Raw genomic sequence first — 26,429 nt, forward strand, 5'->3', positions numbered from 1 at the left:
GGGTCAGCTCACCGGCGACGGCGCCGGTCCCGGCGGGTTGACCGCCTCGAACTGGCTCGCCCGGCGCAGCCGGTCGAGCAGCTCCGGTTGGGCGGCGCTGCCGCCGGGGTGGCGGAGCTGGTCGGCGAGGACGCCGTTGAAGGCGCGGACGAAGTCCTTGACCTGTTGGCCGTCCATGCCCTTGCGTTGCAGATAGAAGGTGCTCCACTGCTCGAACCCGAACTGGGGGAGCCAGGCGGAGCTGGTCACGTCGACGAAGAGGTCGTCGATGATCTGGGCGGCGGTCGACCAGTCCATCGTGCGGTGGGTCCAGTTGAACGCCTCACCCCGGATACCCAGTTCGTCGCGGCGCTGGTAGATGGGGGTGACCGGGTCGCAGTACCAGAGCTGGGCCCGGAAGTAGTCGGGGCGGCCCTGGTCAAGCAGGCTGACGGTTTCGGCGACGGTCTCCTCGGTCTCGCCCGGGAATCCGACGATCAGCGAGGCGTACGTGGAGATGCCGTGCTCGTTGAAGGCGGCGAGCGCGTCGAGGTAGTCGGCCCGGCGGGCGGTCTTGTTCATCTGCTTGAGCAGCGTGTCGCTGCCGGATTCGATGCCCAGGAAGACGCCCTCGCAGCCGGCCTCCTTCATCAGGTCGATGGTTGCCCGGTCGCCGTGGTCACTGCGGTAGAAGCAGTTCCACTTGAACCCGTAGTCCTTGTCGATCATCATGCGGAGGATGTCCCGGAACCGGTTCTTGGGGACGTTGAAGGTGTCGTCGATGAACGTCACGGTGTTGACCGACGGCAGTTTGCGGATGTTGTCCAACTCCCGCTCGACGTGGGTCACGTCGAGGTAGGTGTACTTGCCGGCGCGTTGCGGGAAGCCGCAGAAGGCGCAGGAGAACGGGCAGGACTTCGCCGTCCGGGTGGTGACGAACTCGTTGAACGCGTCCGGGCCGAACACCTGGTAGTCGACCAGCTCAGTGAGCGGGTTGGACTCGGTCTCGGTGCGGGTGTGGACGAAGTCGCCGTCGGCGCGGCAGGCCAGGTTCGGCACGTCGCCCGGGTCCGTGCCGGAGCGTAACGCGTACGCCAGGCGGGCGAGGGTCAGCTCGCCCTCGCGGCCGGTGACGTAGTAGTCGGCGCCGAGGTAGTCCATCATCGCGTCCAGGTCGGGGCGTTTCAGCGCGGCCACCTGGTTGGAGACGAACGGTCCGCCGACCACGATGGCGGCCGTCGGGTTGTGACGGCGGACGAACTCGACGATCTCGATGATCGGTTGCGGCGAGACGTACAGGGTGGTGGTTATCGCCACGAGGCGGACGTCGCCGGCCAGCTTCTCCCGCAGCTCGTCGCGCTGGTGCTGGAACAGGTTGACGTAGTCGATGCTCAGTCCCCGGCGGGCCAGGAAGCTGCCCAGCACGGTGACCACCGGCCAGAGGAAGTCGGCGTTGTGGAAGTACGGCTTGGGCGCGCCGGGTGGGCCCTCGCGCAGGTGGCTCAGCGCGTCCAGCGCACGCAGCGGCCGCCCGTCGAGGTCGATGTAGGCCAGGCGCAGGTCGCGGAAGGCGCCGGAGTCGGTTCCCATCAGGCGCACGTCGCTGACGTAGCTGGCGAAGTCGACGTCGTTGAAGCCGACGATCAGGCAGTCTGTCATGTACCGCTCCGTTCCGGGCGAGATGACCGGGGACCTGTTCGCCCGTTTTCGGGCCGGTCGAGGGGGCCGCCGGGGGCTATCGAGGTTCTCCCGTCAGGTCGGCGGCGATGGCCCGCACCACCGTGGCGGGCTCGTTGGTGTGGAAGAAATGGCCGCCCGGCACGCTGTGGCCGCGGTAGCCGCGGGTCGTCATCCGCTGCCAGCCGGCCATCGCCGCCGCGGTGGCGATCGGGTCTTCGGTGCCGGCGAAGCCGATGATCGGCACCTGGACCGGGTCGTGCGGGGCCCCGGCGTAGCGGTCTATCCAGCCGAAGTCCGCCCGCAGCACCGGGACGAGCAGGGCGGCCAGCGCCGGGTGGTCCAGGATCTCGGCGGGTGTGCCGCCCATCGCGACCACCTCACGCAGGAACTTCTCGTCGTCGAGGCCGAGCAGCCGCCGGGCGAGGTCGGGCAGGTCCTGCGGGGGGCGGGATCCGCCGACGACGAGCCGGCGGGGCAGCGCGGCGCCGCGCCGCTGGAGTTCCCCGACGACGGCGTGCCCGACGAGCGCGCCGAAGCTGTGGCCGTACAACGCGTACGGCCGGGTCTCCTCGGCCAGCAGGTCGGCGACCTCGGCGACGTCGAAGGCGGGCGGCTCGTCGATCCGGCTCTCGCGGCCCGGCGGTTGTAGGGGGCGTACCACGATGCCGGGTGCGGCGGCGGGGATCCAGGCCCGGTAGGCGGTCGCGCCGGCACCGGAGTGCGGCAGGCAGTACAGTGCCGTCGGCGCCTTGGGGTCGTCCGGGAAGAGGAACCACCGTTGTCGTTGGTCCGCCGGGTAGTGGACTGTCACGATTGATCCTTCCGCGGAGGCTCAGTTGACGACGGCGATCGCGCCGCCGTCGACGCGGTGGTTGGTTCCGTTGATGAAGCCCGCGAGTGGGCTGGCGAGGAAGACGACAAGCGCTGCCACGTCGTCGGGGGTGCCGAGGCGGCCGGTGGGGTTGTCGATCGATCCGGCGAGCACGCGCTGCTCGATGTCGGACCAGTCGTCGCCCCAGCCCTGCTCGGCGGCGAGACCTCGGACGTACGCCTCGACCCGGGGGGTGAGGATGACGCCGGGGCTGACGGTGTTGACGGTGATCCCGCTGCGGTCCAGCGCCTGGGCCAGGCCCGTCGTGAGGTTGACCAGACCCGCCTTGGTCGTCGAGTACGCCACCGAGGCCGCCTGTGGCTGCGTGGCGGCGCCGCTGGCGATCTGGATCAGGCGGCCCCAGCCGCGGCGCCGCATACCGGGCACCAGGGCCTGGGCGAGGCGCGCGGGCGTCACGACGTTGAGTTCGTGCAGGCGTCGCCAGTCCTCTTCGGTGGTGCCGTCCCATGGCCGGTCCAGACCGGTGGCGGCGCAGTTGACCAGGATGTCCACGCCGCCGAGGTAGCGCTCGGCGGCGACCGCCAGTCGCCGCGGGCCGTCCGGGTCGAGCAGGTCCGCCGCGACCGGTTCCGCGTCGCCACCACGGGCCCGGATGTTCTGGACGACCGACTCCATGGCCGGGACGGACCGTCCGTGTACGACGACGGTGACGCCTTCGTCGGCGAGCATCTCGGCGATTCGCGCGCCGATTCCGGACGATGATCCGGTGACCAGCGCGCGCCGGCCGTCCAACCCAAGATTCACTGTCCCCCCGGTGACTTCGAACGCCGCACCCCGCGGCGGGCCTGTCGGACCTGGACGGTTCGCCTACGGCGACCAGTTCGGTCGCGGGCTCCGGCCCGGCGGTCGGGCCGTCGAGGCGCCCCGGCGGGCGGTTGTCCCCCGCCGGCGGCGGTCGTGGTGGTCGCGCATTCGGTCGACAGCACGAATCAGCACTGCAATGCCCCCGTTCCCCCAGGTCCCCGCCGCCGCGGTGTCGCTTGATTGGGCGTACGACCGCGGCGTCCCGCTCTCCGGCGCGACGCCGATGAGCACGGTGGCGCATTTTCGCCAACCCGTCGGGACTTGGGCAGCACATCATGTGGACCGGCCGGAGTCAATCCCTCGTAATCAGTTCAACTGGTGCTGGCGCAGGTATTCACCCAGGCGGTCGCGGCAATTAACGATTCGTTGGGAGCGGTCCTTTACTGCGACCGGAAGCAGTTCTGCGAGGCATCGTGACGACGATCACTCCTTGCGCCGAGGGTCGGGCGTGGCGGGCTGCAGGCGGCGGATGGTGTCCCGACTGACCGCTTTTTTTTCGGACAGGACAGCACAAAAAGCCCTGAATGTGACAGGTTCGGTGACCGGACGAGCACGGGTGGACACATACCGAGTGGTATGCAAAGATCGAGGAACCGCTTGCGCATCGAACGAGACCATTCGGAGGCAGGCAGTCACGATGGAAGTCGCTTGTGCCGACTCTCCCGAGCCTCACCTCGGGTTCACACTTATTAACTGACGCCAGACCAGCCACGCGCCCGCTTAGAATCGGCTGCGACAGCTCGCCGCAGTGTCACTGACTGTCAACTGATAAAACGTCCGGCGCGGCACTATGCGCATTGCGAAAGTCGCCGCCCACGGCGCCCTTTTCGAGTAAGACCGTGCGCCCACCCGCCACCAGTGGACCCGGGCGCTGGACGGGGGACGGAATGAGGAAAGAATCCGGGCGATCCATGGACATCGCTATCGTCGGCATGGCCTGCGCGTTTCCCGGTGCCTCCGACGCGGCCGACTTCTGGGCCAACGTCGTCGCCGGCACCGACGCCGTGGTGGAGGTCGACCCGGGGCGGTGGGACCCGGAACGCTACTACTCGACGGACGCTCCCCACTCAGGTGAGCGGAGCCCGTCGCGCTGGGGGGGATTCCTGGCGCCGGTGCCATTCGACCCGATCGCCCACGGCGTGCCGCCCGCCGCGCTCGGCAGCATCGATCCGGCGCAGTTGCTCGCCCTCGTCACCGCCGAACAGGCACTGGCCGACGCCGGATACGCCGACCGTGCGTTTCCTCGGGCGCGGACGTCGGTGATCTTCGGTGCCGAGCCCGGCGCCGACCTCGCTACGGCCTACGGGATGCGGTCGCTGCTGCCGACCTACTTCGCCGACCCACCCCCCGCGCTCGACGCGCACCTGCCCCGCCTCACCGAGGACTCCTTCCCCGGCATCCTGGGCAACGTCATCGCCGGCCGCATCGCCAACCGCCTCGACCTGGGCGGGGTCAACTACACCGTCGACGCGGCCTGCGCCTCGTCGCTCGCCGCCGTCGACCTGGCCTGCAAGGAACTGCTCCTGGGCTCGAGCGACATGGTGCTGTGCGGCGCGGTGGACGTCCACAACGGAGTCCACGACTACCTGCTCTTCGGCTCGGTGCAGGCGTTGTCACCCACCGGCCGGTGCCGCACCTTCGACGAGTCCGCCGACGGCATCGTGATCAGCGAGGGCGTCGCCTGCCTCGTGCTCAAGCGGCTGCCCGACGCGGAACGCGATGGGGATCGGATCCAGGCGGTCATCGCCGGGGTCGCCGGCGCCAGCGACGGTCGGGGCATGGGCCTCACCGCCCCCCGCGCGCAGGGCCAGCAGCAGGCGGTCGAACGGGCGCTGCGGGCCGCGGCCGTGACGCCCGGCGAGATCGGGCTGGTCGAGGCGCACGGAACGGGCACCGTCGTCGGCGACCGTACCGAGCTGTCCGCCCTGTCCGAGCTGTTCACCGCCGACGGGACCGGCCCGGGCGCCTGCTCGCTGGGCTCGGTGAAGTCGCTGATCGGGCACACCAAGTGCGCCGCTGGCATGGCCGGGCTCATCAAGGCGGTCCGGGCGGTGCAGACCGGGGTCCGCCCGCCGACCGGCCACCTTACCCACCCCAACACCTACTGGGACGCCACGGCCAGCCCGTTCGCCTTCGACAGCGCCGCGCGACCCTGGCTCACTCCCCCGGCCCGGCGGGCCGCCGGCGTCAGCGCGTTCGGCTTCGGCGGCACCAATTTCCACGCCGTCGTCCGGGCCCACCCGAGCACCGCTGATCCGGAACAGGCGTGGGTCCGCTGGCCGGCGGAGCTGTTCCTGCTCCGCGCGGCGGATGAGGAGTCGACCGCGGAGACCGCGCGCGCCCTGGCCACGCTGGCCGCCGACACGCCGCCCGGGGGCGGCGCGCTGCACGCCCTGGCCCTGGACTGGTTCGACCGAACCCGCGATGACAACCAGCCGGTCCGCGCCGCCATCGTCGCCGGCGGCCTCGCCGAGCTGCGGGACCGGTTGCGGCTGGTCGTCGAGGGTGCCGCCGACCCCGCCGCGGGGGTCTACCTGGCGGCCTCCGGCCCGATGGAGCCGCCCGTCGTGGCTCTGCTCTTCCCCGGGCAGGGCAGCCAGCGGCCGGGGATGCTGGCCGACCTGTTCGCGGCCTTCCCCGCGATGCGGGCCGACCTGTACGACGATCCGGCGCTGGCCGCCGCCATGTTCCCCGCCACCTCGTTCGACGAGGCGACCTCGACGGCCCGGGCGGCGACGCTCGCCGACACGCGGAACGCCCAGCCCGCGCTCGGCGTCACCGAGGTCGCGCTGCTGGAGCTGCTCGGCTCCCTCGGCGTCCGGCCGGATCTGCTCGGCGGGCACAGCTACGGCGAACTGGTGGCCCTGCATGCCGCCGGTGCCCTGTCCCGGCCCGACCTGTCGCGGCTGACGGCGGCTCGGGCCGCGGCGATGCACGCGGCCGGCGGTCGGGGCGGCGCCATGGCGGCCGTGTCCGCCGGAGCTGAGGAGGTCACCGCGGTCCTCGCCCGCGCCGGGCTCGACGACGCCGTGGTGATCGCCAACCACAACGCCCCGGAGCAGACAGTGATCGCGGGTCCGGAGGCGGCGGTGGCGGCCGCGGCCTCCGGCCTGCGGGCGCAGGGTCGCTCCGCCACCACGCTCGGCGTCTCCTGCGCCTTCCACAGCCCGGCGATGGCCAACGCGGTCGAGGAGTTCGCCGCCGTCCTCGCCGGCTGCCCGGTGAGCCCGCCTGCGCTGCCCGTGTGGGCGAACAGTTCCGGACGGCGCTACCCGCGGACGCCGGAGGAGATCCGCCGGCTGCTCGCCGGACAGCTCGCCACCCCGGTGCGGTTCCTGACCCAGGTCGAGGACATGTACGCCGCCGGAGCCCGGGTCTTCGTCGAGGTGGGGCCCGGGCGGGTACTGAGCCGCATGGTCGGCCGGATTCTGGGTGACCGGCCGCACCGGGCGGTCAGCTGCGACGCCCCCGGCGAACCGGGGCTGCCCCGCCTGCTGCACGCCCTCGCGGAGTTGGCTGTCGCCGGCGTGCCGGTGGACCCGGGCCGCCTCTTCACCGGCCCACGGGCCACCGCCACCAGCGCACCCGCCGCCTCCGGGTGGACAGTGGACGGGCATCTCGTCCGGGGCCCGGACGGCCGCCCGGTGCCCAACGGCCTGCGCCCCGCCGCCGAGGCCCCACGGCTGGCGGCACCGGACAGCGCGGGCGCGGGTGACCCCCGCGAGGCGGCGGTGCTGGAGTTCCTGCGCAACAGCCGGGAACTTGTCGAGGCCCAGCGCGACATCATGCTCGGCTACCTGGGCCAGGACCCCGCGCCACGGCGGGTCACGCCCGATCCGACGCCGATTCCCGCCACACCGTCGCCAGTGGTGACCGCGCCCGCCCGCGCGGCGGCACCCGATCCCGCCCCGACCAGCATCCTCGGCCTCGCCGTCGAGCTGTTGAGCGAGCGGACCGGCTACCCCGCGCAGATGCTTGGTCCCACCATCGACCTGGAGGCCGACCTCGGCATCGATTCGATCAAACGGACGGAGCTGGCCGAGACCCTGCTGCGCCGGTTGGCGGTGCCTCGACCGGAGACCCGCCTGTCCGCTCTCGTCGGTGCCCGGACGATCGCCGACCTGGTGGAGAGGCTTCCCCCGCTCGACCCTGCCGCGACCGACGGCGCACCTACCGGGGTCGCCACGCCGCCCGACCCGCTGGCGGCGGCGGACGCCGCGCCCGGCGCCGCGACGATCGGCGGGCCCGCACCGGACGGTGGCCCGACGGCCAGCGCGGGCCGGGCACCCGACCGGTACGTGCCCGCCCTGGTGCCGCTGCCGGCGTCCGCCGGAGCCGCCGCCGACCTCTCCGACCGGGTCGCCGCCGTCGTCGGTGGGGCGCCGGAGCTCGCGGGCGCGTTGCACGACCGGCTGATCCGTCGCGGCGCTGACCTGGCCGCTCCAGCGGCCCCGCCGGAGAATCTCGATCTGGCGATTCTGCTGCCGGTCCTCGACGAGGACGGCGAGCCGGCCCTGCCTGCGGCCTACGACCAGCTCCGCACGCTGCTGACCGCCGGGGTGCCCGACATCACCGTGGTCACCACCATGGGCGGTCACTTCGCGCCCGTCGCCTCGGAGACGGCCCCGGCCGGTCAGCACGCCGCGCTTGCCGGAATCGGCTTCGCCGGGCTGGTCCGCACCGTCGCCCACGAGTACCCCCGGGCCCGGGTCCGGCTGCTCGACGCGGACCCACAGACCGGCGTCGACGCGGTCGCCGACCGCGTCCTCGACGAGGTCACCCGGGGGACGCGCGGGATCGTCGGGCTGCCCGACGGGCGCCGGGTGACCCGCCGCCACGTCCGGCAGGACCTGCCCAGCGGGCCCGCGACGCTCGACCTGGACACCGACTCGGTGGTGCTGGTGACCGGCGGCGGGCGCGGCATCACCGCTCGGACGGCCGTCGCGCTCGCCGAACGGCACGGCTGCCACCTGGAGATCATCGGGCGCACCGCGCCGCCGGAGGCGGTCGAGGACGCCGCCACGGCCGACCTGACCGACCCCGCCGACCTGCGCCGCGCACTGCTCGCCGCCGGTGCCGGCTCACCGGCCGAGGTGGAGCGCCGGTTGCGGGCCCTGCTCGCCGGACGCGAGCTACGCACGGTACTGGACCGGATCGGGGCATGTGCGGCGTCCCTGCGCTATCACCGGTTCGACATTCACGACGACGCCCGGCTGGCCGCCACCATCGACGAGGTCTACCGTCGGCACGGCCGGATCGACGTCGTCGTGCACGGCGCCGGGGCGATCGACGACCGGCTCATCAGCGACAAGGACCAGGCGTCGTTCTCGGCCGTCTACGACGCCAAGGTACGCAGCGCCCGAGTCCTGCTCGACGCGCTGAAGCCGGACCTGCGGCTGCTGCTGTACTTCACAAGCGTCTCCGGCGTGTTCGGCAACCGGGGACAGGCCGACTACGCGGCGGCGAACGACGCGCTGGACACCCTGGCGCTGGCCGCCGCCGACCGGTTCACCGGCCGCAGCCTGGCGGTGGCGTGGGGTCCATGGGCCGCCGCCGCCGGTGGCATGGTCTCGGCCGAACTGGAACGGGAGTACGCGCGCCGTGGCATCGCGGTGATCGATCCCGAGGCTGGCGTAGCGGCGTTGCTGCGCGAGATCGTCGAGGGTCCGCGGGACGTGCACCAGGTGCTCTACCTGGCCGGCGACCCGGCTCCGTTCCTGCCGGCCGGGTTCGATGGCTGAGCCGGCCGCGTCGCCGTACCCCCGCTGGTCGGGGCCGGCCGTGCTGCGGCTCGCCGCCTCCTCTCCCACCGAACTCGCCGACCGGTTGGCGGCGGTGGCCCGGGGTGTTCGGCGATCCGCCGACCCGGCCGACCCCGGCCTGCCGTGCCGGATCGCACTGCTGACGCCGACCGCGGACCGGCTCCTCCTCGCGCGGGACCTGGTGCTGCGGGAGCGGTCCTGGGACGGCCCGGCCGACGTGTGGTACACCACCGATCCGGTGCTGCGGCCGGGCCGCACGGGCCGGGTGGCGTTTCTCTTCCCGGGCCTGTCCGCGCACGACCGGCCGCCGCTCGATGACGTGGCCGGGGCGTTCGGCCTGCCCGGCTACCGGCCGGACCGCAGCGGGACGGTGGGTGGCCGGACGTGGGACCTGTTGCACACCGGGCGGCTGCTCGACGGGGCGCTGCGGCGGCTGGAGATCCGACCGGACCTGGTCGCCGGGCACAGTGCCGGCGAATGGAGCGCCCTGTTCTCGGCCGGCCGGTGGGCGGCGGGCGCCTTCGACGAGTTCGCCCGGCGGATGGGGCCGGACGCCTACCAGTTGCCCGACGTGGCCTTCGCGGTGGTCGGGTGCCCGGCGACCGAGGCGAGACGGCTGATCGACGGGGTGGCCGACGTGGTCATCTCCCACGACAACAGTCCGCGGCAGACGGTGCTCTGCGGCACCGACGCGGCGATCCACCGCGCCTTCGCCCGGATCGCCGACCCGGCGGTGCCCCGGACCGTACTGCCGTTCCGGTCCGGGTTCCACAGCCCGATGCTCGCGCCCTATCTCGACCCGGTGGCGGCCATCCTGCGGGCCGTTCCGCTGCGGGCCACCGACGTGCCCGTCTGGTCGGCGACCACAGTGGACCGGTACCCCGATGACGAGCTGGCGCTGACCCGGCTCCTCGTGCGGCACCTGGTCTCTCCGGTCCGCTTCCGGGAACTGGTGCAGCGTCTGCACGACGAGGGGACCCGGATCTTCGTGCAGGTGGGTCACGGCAGCCTCGCCGCCTTCGTACGGGACACGCTGCACGGTCAACCGCACGTGGTGGCCAGCGCCTCGAAGGGACGGCCGGACGGGCTGGCGGAACTGGCTCGGCTCGCCGCGGCGCTCTGGGCGCAGGGGCTGCGACCGAACTTCGCCGCGCTTCCCGGCGCCGACGCGGCTCTCTCCGACCGCGTCGGGCGGCGCGCCGACGCGGGGGGTTCCGGCGCCCGTCCGTGGGCGTCGGAGGCCGGCGAGGATCCGGTGCTCGCAGAGTTCCAGGACGTTCTGCGCGAGATCGCCGACACCAGCCGCGAGGTGCTCGCCGGCTGGCGGGGACGACACCGGGAGGACAGGGTGCGGCGCTGACCCCGGAACGCCCGATCGATTGTGGATAGGCTCATACCGTCCTGCTGCGCACGGGTTGCGCTTTCCCTCTCCGCCCCGGACGGCGGGGTGCCACGGAAGGATGTCGATGACAGAACGAGAGCTTCCCGCGCTAACCCGTGCCGAGCAGGAGCTGGTGGACCGTTACCTGCGCATCATCGACCTGGTGGCCCGGCTCAACCCGGCCCGGGACAGCGGTCACTTCGACGCGCGGGGTTGTGTGCTGGCCGCGCAGGCGCTGGCGGCGGAGGCCAAGGCGATCGGCGGGGCGGCGGAGACCATGCTGGAGCGCGGCGAGGACGAGTTGCACGCCGCGACGCTGGCCCGGGCGATGCGTGCCCTCGACGGCGAGCGTCGCATCGCCCGGTTGCGGCTGCCGAAGAGCTGACCGTCGGGTACCCGGGGAGGGGCAGGTTGCACGAGAATGGGCAGCGGCTGGCCGTGATCACCGGTGCGGCGAGCGGGATCGGGGCGGCGGTGGCCCGACGGCTCGTCGACGACGGATGGCGCGTGATCGGCTGGGACCGGCGCGGGTGCGATGCCGACGGCGTGACCGGACGCCGGGTGGACGTCCGCGACTACGAGCAGGTGGCCGCTGCGGCGGCCGCGGTGGACCGGGCGGATCTGCTGGTCAACAGCGCGGGCATCGGCGGGCGCGGGTTCGCCAGCGAGCTCGCGCCCGCGGCGTGGGAGCGGGTCATCGGGGTCAACCTGACCGGGACGTACTTCTGCTGCCGGGCGCTGTTCCCCGCTCTGCGGCGGGCGGAGGGTCTGGTCGTGAACGTCGCCTCCGTGGCGGCCCACCTGGCGATGGTGGAGAGGGCTGCGTACTGTTCGTCGAAGGCCGGGGTGGCGATGCTTACCGACGTGCTCGGGGTGGAGTGGGCCGCGCAGAACATCCGGGTCGTCGCGGTCAGCCCCGGCTACGTCCGGACGCCGCTGGTGATGGATGGCATCAACCGCAATCTTCTCGACGAGGAGGCCATCGTGCGGGGCACTCCGCAGCGCCGCCTGGCGGAGCCGGGCGAGGTGGCCGAGCTGATCAGGGCCCTGGCGTCGAATGAGCTGCGCTTCCTGACCGCTACCACGGTGCGTTTCGACGGCGGGTGGACCGCGAGCGGCGGCTACCAGCAGCATCTGGCGGGGTGACTGGCCGCCGGTGGCCGAGAGCGTGCCGAGCCCGCCCGACCGGGCGACCGGGGCCGGCCGGGCCGCGCTGAGCAGCGCGAGCGGTCACGGGACGCCGGACCGCGGGGGCGGCTGCGCCGAGCGGGCGCGGCCGACGGACGGCAGCGCCGTCGGCCGCGGTGGATCGGTCAGTTCCTCGCCATCGCCGCGCTCTTCTTGCGGCTGCGCAGAATCGTGTCGACCAACCCGTACGCCATCGCGTCGTCCGCGGTGAAGATTTTGTGCCTTTCGATGTCGCGGCCGATTTCCTCGCGGGGGCGTCCGGAGTACTGAGCGAGCATCTCCTCCATCTGGGTACGAATCCGCATGATTTCGTTGGCCTGGATCTCCAGGTCCGTGCCCTGGCCCTGGACGGCCTCGATGGCGGGCTGATGGATCATGATCCGCGAGTGGGGCAGCGCCATCCGCTTGCCCGGGGATCCCGCCGCAAGCAGGATCGCGGCGGACGACGCCGCCTGGCCCAGACAGACGGTCTGTACGTCCGGACGGACGTAGCGCATGGTGTCGTTGATCGCCGTCATCGCGGTGAAGGAGCCGCCCGGCGAGTTGATGTACATGGTGATGTCCCGGTCGGGATCCGTCGCCTCCAGGGTGATGAGTTGCGCCATCACGTCGTTGGCCGCCGCGTCGTCGACCGGGGTGCCGAGGAAGATGATCCGGTCCTCGAACATCTTGCTGTACGGATTGGTCTCCTTCACGCCGTACGACGTTCGTTCGGCGAACGACGGCAGGACGTACCGAGCCTCCACGGGCGGGTTGGGAGTGCGGATCATGTTGGCCCTCTCTCCTTCGGAAATTGGTTCCCGGCTGGTCCATCTGTTCACCCGGTGACCGTGCTGGTGTGCCGTGGCACGACCGCCCGAGCGACCGGAGGGCGATCAGGCCGGGGCGGGTGCCAGCGGCGCCTGGGCGACGCTGCTGATCACGCGGTCGACGATGCCGTAGTCGCGGGCCTCCTCGGCGGTGAACCAGCGGTCCCGATCGGCGTCCTTCTCGATCTCCTCAGGAGTGCGTCCGGTGTGGAACGCGATCCGCTCGTTCATGCTCCGCTTCATGTGGAGCGTGCTCTGCGCCTGGATGGCTATGTCCGAGGCGGTGCCGCCGATGCCACCGGAGATCTGGTGCATCATCACCCGAGCGTGTGGCAGCGAGAAACGCTTGCCCTTCGTGCCGGCGCAGAGCAGCAGCTGCCCCATCGAGGCGGCCAGGCCGATCGCGATGGTGGAGACGTCGTTATTGACGTACTGCATGGTGTCGTAGAGCGCCATGCCCGCGGTGACCGAGCCGCCCGGTGAGTTGATGTAGAGCGCGATGTCCCGCTCGCTGTCCGCCGAGGCCAGCAGCAGCATCTGGGCACAGATCCGGTTGCACACCTCGTCGGTGACCTCGGTGCCCAGGAAGATGATGCGCTCGTGCAGCAGCCGGTCGAAGACCTGGTCGTTGAAGGAGGCGAACCCGGCAGCCATTCTGAGAGACCTGTCGTACGTCATTCCTCTTCGCCTCCTGTGACGCTGGAACTTATTGATTCCTACCAAATGCCGCCGAACGACCGGAAAGTATTCGCCTGTCGGCAGAATCAGCGGGCGGGGACGAGGTCCGCCCGGTGCAGCGCGGCGCAGAGGCCGCGCAGCGCCGCGGTGTCCGGGTCGGGGTCGAACCCGCACCCCCAGAAGGTGTGGCCGGCAGCCCGGCACTGCACGTAGGACAGCGTGCCGTCCTCACCGTCCGAGGTGAACGGCTGGGCGCTGTGGTGCAGCACCTCCGGCGCCATGCCGACGTCCGCCAGTGCCTCGGCGAACGCCGGCAGCACCCCCGCGCCGGACCCACTGACCACGTAGGACTCGCCGCGGAACACCACCTCGGCCTTGACTTCCGCGCCGCCGGTCACGGTGGTCATCAGTTTGTGGGACACCAGCTGGACGGCGGTCGTAGCCGGCAGGAACTCGGTACGGAACGACTCCCACAGATCCTCCGGCAGGATCTCCCGGTCCTCCTCGTCGGAGACGTGCTGGATCACCGCCGACATCTCCCCCTGCAGGCCGCGGGGTAGCTGAAGGCCGTAGTGCGCCTGCAGCACGTAGTCCACGCCGCCCTTGCCGGACTGGCTGTTCAGCCGGATGATCGCCTCGTAGGAGCGGCCGATGTCCCGCGGATCGATCGGCAGGTACGGCACGTTCCACGGCTCTTCGGCTGCCGGTCGCCCGTGCTCCTCGGCACGCTCGTCCAGTGCCCGTAGTCCCTTGTTTATCGCGTCCTGGTGCGAGCCGGAGAACGCCGTGTACACCAGCTCCCCGGCGTACGGGTACCGCTCCGGCACCCGCATCCCGGTGCACTCCTCGAACTCCTCGCACAGCGCCGCCACGTCGGAGAAGTCGATCTGCGGGTCGACGCCGTGGCTCATCAGGTTGAGTCCCAGAGTCAGCAGGCACACGTTGCCGGTCCGCTCACCGTTGCCGAACAGGCAGCCCTCGACCCGTTGCGCGCCGGCCTGCAGGCCCAGCTCCGCCGCCGCCACGCCGGTGCCCCGGTCGTTGTGCGGATGGACGGAGAGGCAGGTGTGCTCCCGGTGCGGCAGGTTCCGGCTCATCCACTCCACCCGGTCGGCGAAGACGTCCGGGCCGGTGCATTCGACAGTGGCCGGAAGGTTGATGATGATCTCCCGGTCCGGGGCCGGCTGCCAGACATCCATCACCGCGGCGCAGACGTCCGCCGCGAAGTCGAGTTCGGTCTGCGTGAACGACTCGGGCGAGTACTCGAAGCCGATCACGCCCGGATGCTCGTCGGCCAGTTCGCGGCAGAGCTGGGCATGGTCGACGGCGAGTTGCCGGATCCCGGCGCGGTCCATCCCGAACACCACCCGGCGCTGGATCTCCGAGGTGGAGTTGTAGAGGTGGACGATGGCCCGGGGTGCGCCCTCGAGCGCCTCGAACGTCCGGTGGATCAGGTCGGCACGGGCCGGCACGATCGCCTGGATCACCACGTCGTCCGGAATCTCGTCGTTCTCGATCAGTTGGCGGGTGAACGCGAACTCCGTCTCGCTCGCCGCCGGGAAGCCGATCTCGATCTCCTTGTACCCGATCCGGGTCAGCGTCCGGAACAGCCGGCTCTTACGCTCGATGTCCATCGGCCGGGGCAGCGCCTGGTTGCCGTCGCGCAGGTCGGTGGAGAGCCACCGCGGGGCCTCGGCGATCCGCCGCGCCGGCCAGGTCCGATCGGCGAGGTCCACCGCGGCCGGTGCGGCGTACCTCGCCACCGGGAGGCCGCTGGCCCGCTGGAGCGGCATCCGTACCGGGAATGTGCGTCGTGCCATGATCAGCTCCCTCGTCAACTGTCACTCGAACACGGGCCCACCCATGCGGGATCGTTTGAGCTCGTAGAAGCCCGGCGTCGCAGCGAGCAGCAGCACGCCGTCCCAGAGCCGGCCGGCGGGCTCCCCGCGCGGCGCCGGGGAGACGACCGGTCCGAAGAACGCCGCACCACCTACCTCGTCCAGACGGATCACCGGAGTGCCCGCTTCCGGGCCGGCCGCCGCCACTGCCGTGTCGTGCGTGCGCCGGATGCGCGCGTCGTGGCTGTCGGTCTCGGCGGCCGCGGCGAGACCGGCGTCGAACCCGGCCGCACGCAGGCTGTCGGCGAGGATCCGGGACCAGACCTCCGGCCGGTGCCGCAGCCCCTCGTCGTGGAAGCGGACGCCGAGCCGCTCGTAGAGCCGGGGTAGCGCCTCTGCGCCGTGCTCCTGCTCGGTCGCGGCGAGCACCCGCAACGGTTTGATCATGTCGCGGACGGTGGCCCGCTGCTCCTCGGTGAGGTCCTGACCCTCGTACAGGTAGGTCTGGCTCATCAGGTCGAAGACCGGCTCGATCTCGCGCACCCGGGCCGCCTCCAGCAGCCAGCGGGAGGAGATCCACGCCCACGGGCAGAGCGGGTCGAAGAAGAAGGTCACACGCATCGGGAAGGCTCCGGATCAGGGTGCGTCGGTCGGGGCGGGGTTGCGCAGCACGGCCGCCGCGGCGGGCAGGCAGGCGACGATGCCGACCAGGATCGCGCCGGCCGGGAGCGCCATGCCGAGGCGCAGTGCGTCGGCGTACGGGCCGTCCGGCGCCGCGCCGTCCGGCCACGCCGCCAATCGCTGGGCCAGCAGCAGCCCGACCAGCGTGATCGCGGCGACCTGGCCGAGTTGGCGGATCGTGTTCATCAGGCCGGACGCCGCGCCGGCCAGCGGCGGCTGCACCTCCCGCATCGCCACCGCCGCCATCGGCGCGATCAGCAGGCCGTTGCCGACCCCGATCACCAGCATCGGACCGAGGAACGACAGCCACTGCGCGTCGAGATGCATCGCCGTGACCGCCCAGCCCATGCCGGCGAGGGTCAGCACCAGGCCGATCAGCAGGAGCAGGCGACCGTCCAGGCGGTCGGTGAGCTTGCCGGCGAACGGCGCCAGGAGCGTGGAGAGCACCGCCGGCGGGGCGAGCGCGAGGCCGGCGGCGAGCGCCGAGAAGCCCAGCACCGACTGGAAGAACAGCGTCATCACCAGCATGAAGCCGATGATTCCGAACGAGACCGACGCCGCCACCAGGACCATCGCCCGGTACGACCGGAGTTCGAACAGCGCGAACGGCACCAGCGGCTCGGCGTCCTGGCGGCGCCCCTGCTGCCAAATCAGCGCCGCACCGAGCACCAGGGCCGCGCCCAGCATCGCCAGGATCCACGGCGCCCAGTCGAACCGCTCACCCTCCATCAGCGCGAAGGTGAGGCAGAACAGGGCGGCGGACGCGAGCACGATGCCCACCACGTCCAACCGGTGCCGCCGGTCGAACCGCAGATCCGGTACGACCAGGAAGGTCAGGGCCACGGCGGCGACGCCGATCGGCACGTTCACCAGGAAGATCCACCGCCAGTCCAGGGCGGTCACCAGCGCACCACCCAGGGCCGGGCCGGAGATCGCCGCGACACCACCGACCGCGCCCCAGATGCCCAGGGCCAGGCCACGTCGGGTGGGTGGGAACAGGTTGACGATCATGGACATGGTCTGCGGGAGCATGAGCGCCGCGCCGAGGCCCTGCAGGGCGCGCGCGGCGATCAACTGCCCCGGGCTCTGCGCCAGGCCGCAGAGCAGGCTGAACACGGTGAAGATGATGGTGCCAGCGACGAACAGCCGCCGTGGACCGTAGAGGTCCCCCAGCCGGCCCGCGGTCATCAGCAGCACCGCCACGACCAGTACGTAGGCGTTGACCGCCCACAGCACCGTCGGCAGCGAGGTGCCGAAGTCACCGCGCAGGTCCGGGATGGCGATGTTGACGATCGAAACGTCCAGCATCGTCAGGAAGAATCCGAGAGCCAGCACGACCAGGCTCAACCAGGGATTCTGCCGCCATCCCGTACGGGCCTCCGCACCGTGTTCAGCCACGTCAGACGTCATCTATTCCCTCCAGACTGCGGGCGCCACCTTGTTGGTGCGCTCCACACGGCTCACTCTGTCCACCCGCTGCGCGGTGATCGCCCCCGGGAATCGGCTGTGCACCGCGGCGAGATGGTAGAAGTGCGCGGTGAGGTGGGCACGAACCGCTTCCGCGTCAGCATCACCGGAGTACTCCAGGGTCAGCGCCGTCGCAGCCTTCGGGGACTCCAGGTCGCGGGTCAGCACCAGCCGCGCCTCGTCGACACCGGCGAAGGTGCGGGCGTGCGCCACCACCTCGCCGACGCTGAACAAAGCGCTGCGCAGGCTGACCGCGTCATCGGCTCGGCCGAGAACCCGGAGACCGTCGGGACGTCCACAACGGCACGCGGCGGACGACAATCGGTCACCGAGACGATACCGCACGGCGGGCATCACCCAACCGTCACCGCGCCTGCTGAGCAACGCTCCCGCGTCGTCCAGCTCCAGGACCTGGTCCGGCATGAGATGCAATGTGGACACATCGCAGTCGGGCGTGTTGGTGGCGATGATGTAGGTCTCCACCGACCCGTAGTTGGCCCAGTAGCGCGCGCCCGGGAACGCTTTCTGCACGGTCTGGAACTTCGCGTCCGTCCACGGCTCGGCCAACCAGATGACCTTGGTGATGTCCAGTGTTTCGCCGGAGGCGATCAGGCCCTCCGCGAAGTCCGCGAGCGCGCTCGGCGTACCGGCCAGGGTGTCCAGGCCGATCTCCCGGAACATCGGCACCCAGTACCCGACGTCTTCGGGGACGAAGCCACCCGAGGGCAGCACCGTGCTGCGCGACTTCTCAGCCAGCGCCTGGATGTAGTAGTGCGAGGCCCAGAGCCGACCCGGGTTGAACAGGTTGAGTATCACGTTGTCCGGGCCGACCGGGGCCCACTCCCGCAGCACCCGGTCCACCGCCTGGTGGAACGGCACGTAGGTCAGCTTCGGCCGCCCGGTGGTTCCGCCGCTGGACATCAGCGCGGCGCCGGAGCCCCGGGACTGCTCGTAGGTCACCGCCCGGATCTCGGCCGGGCCGGCGATCGTCAGGTCGGTGAGCGCGGCGGCATCGGCCGGCACCGGCGCACCGCCGCGCCCCTCCAGGCGGCGGGCCTGCGCCAGCACGTCCTCGAACGGCAGGCTTCCGATCGTCGACGTCATGCCGGGGTTCCCGTCCGGCCGATCCACTCCGCGTGCGCGGCCAGGTACGCCCGGAACCGGGCCTCGATCACCGGACGTTGGATCTTCGCGATCTCCTCGGTCAGCGCATAGCCGACCGCGCCGTCCGGCTCCACCTCCGAGAGCCAGAACTGGTCACCGTCCCAGAGGAAGTCGGCGGCGAAGTACGGCATCCGCAGCCGCTCGGCGAGATAGTCGATGGAGCTCTCCAACTCCTTCGGCAGCGGCGGGTACTCCAGCCGGCCGCCGTTGACCAGGTTCGCGGTGAGCGAGGCGCCCTGCGGGATCCGCCGCAGCACGGTGTGTGCCTTGCCGTCGATCACGTAGACCCGGAAATCGTTCACCCCCTCGCCCAGGTAGGGCTGCAGCACCAGGGCGGTGTCCGCTCCCCCGGCCAGCCCGATCAGGCCGCGCAGCTCGTGTTCGTTGTGCGCGAGACAGACCCCGATGCCCATCCCCCAGTACGCCGGCTTCACCATCAGCGGGTACCGCAGGTTCTCCAGCGCGGGCTCGTAGTGCCTGCTTATCGCGTCCCGGCCGCTGCCGATCCGCACCGTCGGCACCCGCTGGACCGGGCAGTCGGACAGGTAGAGCATGGTGGCCATCTTGTCCGTGGTGATGTAGGACATCCGCGGATGGATCGGAAGGTAGAAGCCGGCCTGCTCGACAATGGAGTACGCGAACAGCTGGTTGCACACCTCGCCCACCTGGTGCGGCAGCGACCAGAGCGACGTAACCAGGATGGTGTCCTGCGGGGTTATCCGCTCACCGTCCAGGAACACCCGGGGCGCGCCCGATCCGGCCGCGTCGACCGCGAGAGCCTCCGACTTGTGCAGCGACATCGCCAGGCCGCAGTCGGCGGCGATCTCGGTGTAGGTGGTCCAGATGGCGGCGGCCTCGGCGGACCGCTGGCGTACCGTGCCGCGGTCGGGGTAGATCCAGCACAGGCGGCTCGCTGGAGTTGACGACGTCATGCCTTCTCCTCGGTGGTCAGGAAGTCACGGAGCACGGCGCTGAAGCGCTGAGGTTGTTCGACGAAGCAGAGGTGCCCGGAGTCCGCGAGGAACTCGACGCGGGCGTCGGGCATCGCGGCGGCCAGCCAGGTGCCGACCTCCGGCGGGTAGACCCGGCTGCGACTGCCGTGGACGAGCAGGGTGGGTACGCCGATCGCGGCCACCCGGTCCCGCCAGTCCTGCTTCAGTACGTCGGACAGCAGGCCGTGGACGGCTGCCGGATGTGCCCGGCGCCCCTCGGCGACCAGGTGGCCGAGCAGTGCCGGATCCGGCTCCGCCCGTTCGGCGAACGAATTGGTGATCAGGGATTCGACGAACGCGCCGCAGTCACGCTCCACGTCGGCGAGCAGAATCTGGGCGCCCTGCTCGTCCAGTGAGCCGAACGCGGCGTACTGCCAGTCCCGGCCGGTGACCAACCGGGGCGTCTGCTCGACGCTTACCAGCCGCCGTACCCGGTCCTCGCCGAACTCGCGCAGGTATGTCCAGGCCACCGTGGCCCCGAGGGACCAGCCGACCAGGCTGACCTGCTCGTCGCCCAGCCCGTCGATCACGAGGCGCAGGTCGGCGGCGCAGTCGTGCAGGGTCGGTACCCGTGCCGGGGCCGGCCGGTCGCCGTGACCGGGCAGGTCGACGGTGACCACCCGGTGGTCGCGGGCCAGGTCGTTCACCAGCGGATCGAAGAAGGCCCGGCTGGCGCCGAGGCCGGGAATCAGGATCACGGCAGGTCCGCTGCCGGTCTCGTGCCCGGGCATCATCGGCTCGCCAGGACGAACTGGCGGCGCAGCGCCGGCTTGTCGACTTTGCCGACCGGTGTGTGCGGGATGCCCTCGACGAGATGCAGATCAGCGCGCAACCGGTGCCGGTCGAGGATGTCGCGGACCGTGGCGGTGACGTCGGCGGCCGGCGTCGTGCCGGGGTCGATCACCACGATCACCCGGTCGGACAGCGTTCCCGGCTCGGCCAGCAGGCAGACCACCTCGCTCTCGGGGCAGGCGGCGACGCACTCGGCGTCCAGCAGCGGGGCGGGCAGCGGGCCGTCCGCCGCGGTAAGCACCTCGGAGACTCGGCCGATCACCCGGATCGCGCCGGCGGTGGTGCGCTGGGCGACGTCGCCGGTCCAGAACTCGCCCTCGCGGAAGGTACGGCGGTTCGCCTCGTCGGCGAAGAGGTAGCCCTCGCTGGTGCAGGGTGACCGGAGGACGAGTTCGCCGATGTCCCCGTGCCCGTCGACAAGCGGCGCGATCCGCATGCCGACGCCCTGGACGGCGGTCACGGTCCCGGCGGTCTGCAGCTCGTCGGCCATGTTGCCGGCCGCGATGCCGAACTCGGTGGAGCCGTAGATCTGCCGGATGTGGACACCGAGACGCTCGGCGGTCGCCCGGACCACGGCGGGACTCAGGTACGCGCCGCCGCACATCGGCAACCGCATGGCGGGCAGGTCCACCGGGCCGCCGGTCTGCTCAGCGGCACGGACCAGCATCTCGTAGTGTGCCGGGAGCGCGCTCATCACGGTGGCCCGGCTGCGCCGCAACCGGGCGAGGTAGGCCGCCGGCGGGTCGGCCGGGTCGGCCAGGACCAGTCGGGCGCCGCTGAGCAGCGCGGCGAACATGTGCAGGTCGGTGGCGTGCGCGACGTCCAGTGGGTGGCGGCAGTAGAAGACGTCGTCCGGGCGGATGCCAACATCGGCCAGCCAGCGCCGCCGCTCGGTCAGGAACTTGTCCTGCCGCCAGACCATCATCTTCGGGAATCCGGTCGAGCCGGAGGTCCACAGCTGCCGGAACAGGCCGGTGTACGCCTTCGCGGGCGGCTCCGGCGCGTCGGCGGCGAGCGTCTGCGGCGCGACGACGGGCACCGTTGCGGGCGGAACGTGGTGCTCGCGGTCGGCGACCAGCAGCACCGGGGTGCTCTGCTCGATCGCGCGGCGGGTGTCCTCCGGGCCGAAGTTGGCCATCAGCGGCACGTAGCGGGCACCGATCCGGGCTACCGCCAAGATCAATGCGACGTACCTGGCGCTGTTGGGCAGGGCGAACGCGACCGTGTCACCCTCGCGGACGCCTCTGGCGTACAGGCCGGCGGCCAGGCGTTCGACGAGCGCGACGAGTTCCCCGTACCGGATCGGGGTGTCGTCGACGTCGACGACCGCGACCTGGTCGGGCCGGTCAGCCGCGATCTCGCGCAGCGCTTGGCAGAGGACCGACATCACTGCGCCACCCAGGCCGCGTAGGTGCCGAAACGCCAATCCTTGGCGAGGCAGTCGACCTGGCCGAACCCCGCCTTGCGCAGCCACTCCAGCTGGTCCTCCAGGGTGGCGCAGATGTCGAGCTTCATCCGCTCCCGGCCGGCCGCCCACTCGTCCGGCGGGCAGTCCATCCGCTGGACGTGGGCCTCGTGCTGGAGGTCGTACATCGCCTCGACGGCCGGGGTCGGCCCGGCAAGCTGCTCGACGTTGACGAACACGCCCTGCGGGGTGAGCACCTCACGGATGCGCTGGAAGAGGTTCTGCTTGCCTTCGTGGGTGAGGTGGTGGATGGCCAGGCCGGAGACCACCGCGTCGAACGGGCCGGCGGGCAGTGGGTCGCGGATGTCGCCCACCTCGACGGTCACTCTCGGGTTGCCGGCGAAGCGTTCGCGCGCCTTCGCCAGCATGGCATCGGAGTGGTCGACGAGCACCAGTTCCGCGTCCGGCAGCCGGTCCAGGATGGCGCCGCCGAGCAGGCCGGTGCCGGCCCCCAGGTCGAGGATGCGGGCGTTCGCCGGAACGGTCTCGACGACCGCGTGAACTCCGCTGGAGTAGATCAGATCGAACGACGGGATGAGCTTGCGGCGCATCACGTCGAAGGTGCCGGAGTTCCAGATCTCAGGCTGTGTACCAGGCATCGAGGCTCCCTTTCGAGCGTCGTGGGCGGGGTGCGGGGTCAGCACCAGAGCTTTCCGACCAGGTAGTGCGATTCGGTGGCCAGGACGGAGACGGACGGCGACTCCGCCGCGCCGGTGTGGGCGGCAACCAGCGCGGCGATCTCGGTCGACTGCCCGGGCGTCATCACGCTGTAGTGGTCACCGGGCAGCCAGTGCGGCTCCGGGCCGGCGGCCAGCATCTCCCGCAGCGGGACCAGCGCCGGGAACCTGTCCCGCCGGGTGTCCTGCGCCTGCAGCAGCATCAGCCGTTTCGGGGCGGGTCCGGGTACGTGCCGCTCCAGGATGATCGAGTTGTGCTGGTAGACGGCGAAGAGCCGGGCCAGGTCGTCCGCGGCGAGCCGAACGGTCACCAGCCCGGCGCTCAGCAGCGACTCCTGGATCGCGGACAGGTCCGTGACGGTCGCGGTGTCCGGGACATACCCGGTGACGTCGGCTCCCTGTGCCAGGTCGTGGAAGAAGCCGGCGACCCGCTCGGCCGTGGTGACGGCGGCGGCGTCCGGATCACCGGTGAACGAGTCGATCGCGGTCACCGAGTCGACCCGACGGCCTCGACCGGTGAGCAGGCTGGCCAGCTGCGCCGCGATGACGCCCCCCATCGACCAGCCGACGAGGTGCACGACCGCGGACCCGGGCACCGTCCGGCAGATCTCCTCGGCGTACCGCTCCGCGGCCGAGACGAGGCTCGCCGGGCTGTCCTCGCCCGGCACCAGCCCGAGCGCCCGCAGGCCGTACACGGTCATTCCGGCCGGCCCGGACCACTGCGACAGCGCGTGCACCAGCGGCTGGTAGCAGAGCACGTCACCGCCGACCGGATGCACCAGGACCAGCACCCGGTTGGGGTCACCGTCCCTGATCGGGACGAGTGGTGAGGTGTCCTGCCGCTCGTCGTCCGAGCGGAACAGGCGGGCCTGTTCGGCCACCGTGCGGCTGCGCATCAGCGAGGACAGCGGCAGGGTGCGTCCGAACTCCTCCTTGAGCCGGTGGAACAGCCGCACCGCGAGCAGCGAGTTGCCGCCGAGTGAGAAGAAGTCGTCGGTGACGCCGCGGACCTCGGGGCCGAGCAGCTCGCGCCACACCGTCAGCAGACGCGACTCGTCCGGCGTCCGGGGCGGCACACCCGTCGTCCCGCCTCCCGGCACCGGCGCGACGCCGGCGAGCCGGCTCAGCAGGGCCTTGCGGTCGACTTTGCCGTTGGCGCTCAGCGGCAGCTCGTCGGTCACCTGGACCACGCCGGGGACCATGTAGGACGGCACCTCGGCGGCCAGGTGGTCGCGCAGCGTGGCAGGGTCGGGCGTACGGCCGGGTACCGGCGTCACGAAGGCGGCGAGGTAGGGCGTACCCCGGGTGTCGGCCACCGCGGCGACCGCGGTCCGCACCGCGGCGTGTGCCAGCAGGCGGGTTTCGATCTCACCGAGCTCGATCCGGTGCCCGCCGACCTTGACCTGGTCGTCCTGGCGACCGAGGAACTCCAGGACGCCCCCGGGACGGTAGCGGGCGCGGTCGCCGGTCCGGTAGCGACGCTCCCCGGTGGCGGGGTCGACGAGGAAGGACGAGGCGGTCAGATCCGGGGCGTTGTGGTAACCGTCGGCCACCCCGATACCGCCGATGTACAGGTCACCGGGCACCCATTCGGGGGCGTCCGCGAGGTGCCCGTCCAGCACGTGCATGGTCTGGTTGGCCAGCGGCCGGCCGTACGGGACCGTGGACCAGGCTGCCGGCAGTTCGTCGGCCCAGAAGTAGTTGGACCAGATCGAGGCCTCGGTCGCCCCGCCCATGGCGAGCACCCGGGCGCCCGGCGCCACCGCGGCGATCCGGCCGGGTAGCGGCAGCGGGATCCAGTCGCCGCTGAGCATGGCCAGCCGCAGCGTGCCGAACATCTCCGGGGCCCGGCCGGCGAAGTACTCCAGTGACATCGCCAGCAGCGCCGGTACCGAGTTCCAGATGGTGACGCCGTGCGCTTGGCACAGCCGTCCCCAGTGCTCCGGCTCGGGCACGTCGCTGTCGCGCGGGATGACAACCGAGCCGCCGGCCCCGAGGATCGCGAAGATGTCGAAGACGGAGAGGTCGAAGGCGAGCGCGGAGACCGAGAGGACCCGGTCCCGTGGGCTCAGGTCGAGGCGTCCGGTCAGGTCGCGCAGTGTGTTGGTGGCGGCTCCGTGGGAGATCACCACGCCCTTCGGCGTGCCGGTCGAGCCGGAGGTGTAGATGACGTAGGCGGGCCGGCCCCGGTCACCGCCGAGACCGTCCGGCCCGGATGCCACGGTGGTGTCGTTCCCGGACACGGCCAGCGTCGGCAGGTCCGGAATGCCGGCCGGCGGCGTGCCGCCCATGGTGATCATGGCGACCGCGGCGCTCTGCCGCAGGACCTGGACGATCCGCGACTCCGGCCACGTCGGACTGACCGGCAGGTAGGCGCCGCCCGCCCGGAGAACGGCCAGCACCGCCACCGGCTGAGCCCAGGACTTCGGCAGGTGGACCGCGACGAGGCCAGGCTCGGCGGAGTCGCCCACGCCGGCTGCGCGCAGCCGGACGGCCAGTGCCGCGGAGAGGCGGTCCAGCTCGCCGTAGCTCAGCGTGCGGTCCTCGTCGATGAGCGCGACGGCGTCGGGCTGGTCGCGCATCCGGTCGATGACGGCCTCGTGCAGCTCGCCCTCGAGATCCGGCGTCCCGGTCCGGTTCGCGGCACGGCGGGCGGCGAGCTGTGTCTCGGGCAAGGGCGCGGGGCGGGTACGGTCCCACGCCGATGGGTCCTCCGCCAGGTCGTCGAGCCGCTGCCGGTGGTACTCCGCGAGGTCGTCGATCATGCCGGGCGGGTAGGCCGACCGGTCGTGGTCGAAGTTGCACACCAGATCGCCGCCGAACTCGTAGGCCTGGTGGTCGAGCAGCACCTCGGGAGTGGCGATCGCGCCGTGCACCAGCGCGCCGCCGGGAAGCGCGAGCCGGAAGCCGTCGGCCAGCCCGGACACCAGCTCGATCCCGCTGCTGAACACCACCGGCACCGGGTTGCCGACGGCGCCGGTCCTCCGGTTCAGCTCGCGGCCCACCTCGACACCGGACATCTCGCTCGCCGCCAGGTCGTCGTAGAGCCGATCCCGTACCGCGTGGCAGCGGTCCAGGAAGGAACCCGACGTCTGTTCGTAACCGAGCAGCACGGTGGAGGCGGCGTTGCCCCACATGCGGTCGGGCACGGCGGCCGTTCCGGATCGGCTGGAGGCGAGCACCGCGACCGTGCCCGGGCGTCCGCCGGTCCACCGCAGCAGGCACTCGACGTAGAGCGTCAGCAGCGCGAGACCGGGTGAGATCCCGTGCGCGGCGCAGTGGCTCCGGAAGGTCTTCCACCGGTCGTCAGGGAGCCGGTGGCCGGACCGGTGCAGCGGCACGTCCGGGCGGCCGACGTCCTCGGGCGCGCGCGGCAGGTCCGGCGCGGGTGCCATCGAGTCCAGGCGGGAATGCCAGTAGCGCTCGGCGGCCCGGTACTCCGGCGTGGTGCGGCGAGTTTCCAGCCGGGTCAGGAAGTCCAGGTACGACTCGTCGCCGGCCGGCCGGTGGGCCGGATCGGCGTAACACTGTGCGAGCGCCGCGAAGAGCAGCTGGATGGTGACCCCGTCGAAGACCGTGAGCCGCAGCGCGACCTGCAGGTGGACGACGCCGCCGGGCAGCCGTACGAAGCGGAAGATGAACGGGCGGCCGGATGCGTTGTCCGGAACGTCCTCAGGGAGGGCCGCGCGCAGCACCGCGAGTTCGGCGTCGACCTCGTCGGCCCGCACGGTGGTGCGATCCACGATCTCGATCAGCTCAGCCGGGTCGTCGCTATCGGACACTCGGCCGAAGAACTGGCGGGCGTCCGCGGTGATCCGGGTGCGCATCACCGGCTGTGTCCGCCACACCCGCGCCAGCGCGTCGGCGAAACCGGCGATGTCCAGGTGAGCGGAGGCGCCGAACGCGTACTCCTGGATGTACAGAGCCGGCGACGCGTTTCGGGCGACGCCCTCCTCGCCAATGAGGTAGGCCTGTTGCAAGTCGGTCAGCGGGAACGGACCCACCTCGGGCTCCGGCCCCGGTTCCATCCCGGCGAGCAGGGCCGTCAGCTCAGCAATGCAATTCTGGATGACTATTCGGGACTGTTCGTTCAATTTTCGGTGAATCGACGCCTCGTCCTGTTTCGGAAACGAAGACATTGCGAAATCCTCCCATGGACTTTTGATCCGCCGGGACGGTA

General features: G+C 71.5%; 18 protein-coding genes. 4 read left to right on the top strand and 14 right to left on the bottom strand.

Annotated features, from left to right (window positions below):
* Positions 1-3 precede the first annotated feature (3 nt).
* The 3 genes from ACFQUZ_RS20405 to ACFQUZ_RS20415 form a co-directional block, all read right to left on the bottom strand.
* The gene (locus tag ACFQUZ_RS20405; RefSeq protein WP_377444549.1) at positions 4-1,638 is read right to left on the bottom strand and encodes a PhpK family radical SAM P-methyltransferase; all 1,635 of its coding nucleotides are present in this window, start codon (positions 1,636-1,638) and stop codon (positions 4-6) included.
* A 76-nt stretch (positions 1,639-1,714) separates the two neighbouring features.
* A complete protein-coding gene (locus ACFQUZ_RS20410) occupies positions 1,715-2,470 on the bottom strand; it encodes a thioesterase II family protein (protein WP_377444551.1) in 756 nt (251 codons plus the stop codon).
* Positions 2,471-2,491: 21 nt separating this feature from the next.
* Positions 2,492-3,295, bottom strand: a complete 804-nt coding sequence (locus ACFQUZ_RS20415) for an SDR family NAD(P)-dependent oxidoreductase (protein ID WP_377444553.1) — start codon at positions 3,293-3,295, stop codon at positions 2,492-2,494.
* A 971-nt stretch (positions 3,296-4,266) separates the two neighbouring features.
* Here ACFQUZ_RS20415 and ACFQUZ_RS20420 point away from each other — a divergent pair.
* The 4 genes from ACFQUZ_RS20420 to ACFQUZ_RS20435 all read left to right on the top strand — a co-directional run bounded on the left by ACFQUZ_RS20420 (position 4,267) and on the right by ACFQUZ_RS20435 (position 11,644).
* Positions 4,267-9,096 (top strand): type I polyketide synthase, encoded by a 4,830-nt coding sequence (locus ACFQUZ_RS20420; RefSeq protein ID WP_377444556.1) that lies wholly within the window; start codon positions 4,267-4,269, stop codon positions 9,094-9,096.
* On the top strand, positions 9,089-10,477 hold the full coding sequence (locus tag ACFQUZ_RS20425; RefSeq protein WP_377444559.1) for an ACP S-malonyltransferase: 1,389 nt from the start codon (positions 9,089-9,091) through the stop codon (positions 10,475-10,477). Before ACFQUZ_RS20420 ends, ACFQUZ_RS20425 begins: the two co-directional genes overlap by 8 nt.
* Positions 10,478-10,583: 106 nt before the next feature.
* Complete coding sequence (locus tag ACFQUZ_RS20430) at positions 10,584-10,883, top strand: hypothetical protein (RefSeq protein ID WP_377444561.1); 300 nt, start codon at positions 10,584-10,586, stop codon at positions 10,881-10,883.
* Positions 10,884-10,909: 26 nt separating this feature from the next.
* Positions 10,910-11,644: an SDR family NAD(P)-dependent oxidoreductase gene (locus tag ACFQUZ_RS20435; RefSeq protein WP_377444563.1), complete on the top strand. Its 735-nt coding sequence runs from the start codon at positions 10,910-10,912 to the stop codon at positions 11,642-11,644.
* Positions 11,645-11,811: 167 nt separating this feature from the next.
* Here ACFQUZ_RS20435 and ACFQUZ_RS20440 read toward each other — a convergent pair whose 3' ends face one another.
* From ACFQUZ_RS20440 to ACFQUZ_RS20490, 11 genes are all read right to left on the bottom strand, one after another.
* Positions 11,812-12,456 (bottom strand): ATP-dependent Clp protease proteolytic subunit, encoded by a 645-nt coding sequence (locus ACFQUZ_RS20440; protein WP_377444565.1) that lies wholly within the window; start codon positions 12,454-12,456, stop codon positions 11,812-11,814.
* A gap of 105 nt (positions 12,457-12,561) precedes the next feature.
* Entirely contained in the window at positions 12,562-13,149 is a 588-nt protein-coding gene (locus ACFQUZ_RS20445; RefSeq protein WP_377444567.1) for an ATP-dependent Clp protease proteolytic subunit, read from the bottom strand.
* A 110-nt stretch (positions 13,150-13,259) separates the two neighbouring features.
* Positions 13,260-14,993 carry a 2-isopropylmalate synthase gene (locus ACFQUZ_RS20450; protein ID WP_377444570.1) on the bottom strand — a complete coding sequence of 578 codons (1,734 nt, stop codon included), beginning with the start codon at positions 14,991-14,993 and terminating at the stop codon, positions 13,260-13,262.
* 21 nt (positions 14,994-15,014) lie between these two features.
* Positions 15,015-15,632, bottom strand: coding sequence for a disulfide bond formation protein DsbA (locus tag ACFQUZ_RS20455; RefSeq protein ID WP_377444573.1), 618 nt, complete (start codon positions 15,630-15,632; stop codon positions 15,015-15,017).
* 15 nt (positions 15,633-15,647) lie between these two features.
* Positions 15,648-17,102, bottom strand: coding sequence for a DHA2 family efflux MFS transporter permease subunit (locus ACFQUZ_RS20460; protein ID WP_377444576.1), 1,455 nt, complete (start codon positions 17,100-17,102; stop codon positions 15,648-15,650).
* Complete coding sequence (locus ACFQUZ_RS20465; RefSeq protein WP_377444579.1) at positions 17,103-18,263, bottom strand: hypothetical protein; 1,161 nt, start codon at positions 18,261-18,263, stop codon at positions 17,103-17,105.
* A complete protein-coding gene (locus tag ACFQUZ_RS20470) occupies positions 18,260-19,255 on the bottom strand; it encodes a RimK family alpha-L-glutamate ligase (protein WP_377444581.1) in 996 nt (331 codons plus the stop codon). Before ACFQUZ_RS20470 ends, ACFQUZ_RS20465 begins: the two co-directional genes overlap by 4 nt.
* Entirely contained in the window at positions 19,252-20,013 is a 762-nt protein-coding gene (locus ACFQUZ_RS20475; protein WP_377444584.1) for an alpha/beta fold hydrolase, read from the bottom strand. The genes ACFQUZ_RS20470 and ACFQUZ_RS20475 overlap by 4 nt, the downstream gene beginning before the upstream one ends.
* Positions 20,014-20,045: 32 nt before the next feature.
* A complete protein-coding gene (locus tag ACFQUZ_RS20480; RefSeq protein WP_377444585.1) occupies positions 20,046-21,494 on the bottom strand; it encodes a class I adenylate-forming enzyme family protein in 1,449 nt (482 codons plus the stop codon).
* Entirely contained in the window at positions 21,494-22,171 is a 678-nt protein-coding gene (locus ACFQUZ_RS20485; RefSeq protein ID WP_377444588.1) for a class I SAM-dependent methyltransferase, read from the bottom strand. The genes ACFQUZ_RS20480 and ACFQUZ_RS20485 overlap by 1 nt, the downstream gene beginning before the upstream one ends.
* 38 nt (positions 22,172-22,209) lie before the next feature.
* Positions 22,210-26,388 carry an amino acid adenylation domain-containing protein gene (locus ACFQUZ_RS20490; RefSeq protein WP_377444591.1) on the bottom strand — a complete coding sequence of 1,393 codons (4,179 nt, stop codon included), beginning with the start codon at positions 26,386-26,388 and terminating at the stop codon, positions 22,210-22,212.
* Positions 26,389-26,429: the final 41 nt, after the last annotated feature.

It is taken from the genome of Plantactinospora sp. GCM10030261, from assembly GCF_042666615.1.
Lineage (GTDB): Bacteria > Actinomycetota > Actinomycetes > Mycobacteriales > Micromonosporaceae > KBS50.